Below are 662 nucleotides of genomic sequence, written 5' to 3' on the forward strand. Positions count from 1 at the left end.
TCAAACGCCGGAGGGGCTGGGAGGGCCGGGCGAAGGGCTGGTAGGGCCGCAGCGGGCGTCTGGAGGGGGCAGGGTCAGGGGTGGCGTACCGGGGTGTTGCCCAGTTCCACCGCGGCGCAGCGCCAGCGGAGGTCGGGGCCCTGTTCCAGGCGGAAGGCCATGGCGCGGACCTGTTCGCCCGCTGCGATGCTCGCGCAGGCCTCCACGACGCCGGGAGCGGGCTGGGCGCCTCGGCACATGCGGATCACCGGGCGGGCGCCGCGGCTCCTGAGCGGGGTGGCGGGGGCCAGTTCGGCGAGCTGGTCGTAGGCCTCGCCGATCGTGTGGCCGAGCATCCAGTGGACGGGGCGCTGGCCGCTGAGGACCGCCAGGAGGCGTTCCGCGAACCAGTGGTGGGGCCGGATCCGCCGGTCGGTCCGGCGGCGTTGTGCGGGTACGGCTTCGGGCCTGCGTGCGTCGTGCCGTCCGGCGGGCCGGGTCCTGTTCGTGCTCATCGCTGTCGCCCCCGTGCTTCAGAGGCCCGGCTGAGTACCGGGCGGTAACTTCTGCTGTGGATCTTCTACGGGGACGGCGGAGGCGGCCGCAAGCGTCGGTAGGCCGGGGGAGGAGGATCCGGGATTCACCTATCCGGGTGGCGGGGCCGGTCCGGCGAGGGGGCCCGG

1 protein-coding gene is annotated in these 662 nt (G+C 74.6%); it reads right to left on the reverse strand.

The genetic code is table 11. The annotated features are described in order from the left end of the window. Window positions 1–74: 74 nt before the first annotated feature. Window positions 75–494 carry an Rv3235 family protein gene (locus JGS39_RS39970; protein WP_219574650.1) on the reverse strand — a complete coding sequence of 140 codons (420 nt, stop codon included), beginning with the start codon at window positions 492–494 and terminating at the stop codon, window positions 75–77. Window positions 495–662: the final 168 nt, after the last annotated feature.

The sequence above is a fragment of the Streptomyces poriferorum genome (assembly GCF_019399235.1).
Lineage (GTDB): Bacteria > Actinomycetota > Actinomycetes > Streptomycetales > Streptomycetaceae > Streptomyces > Streptomyces poriferorum.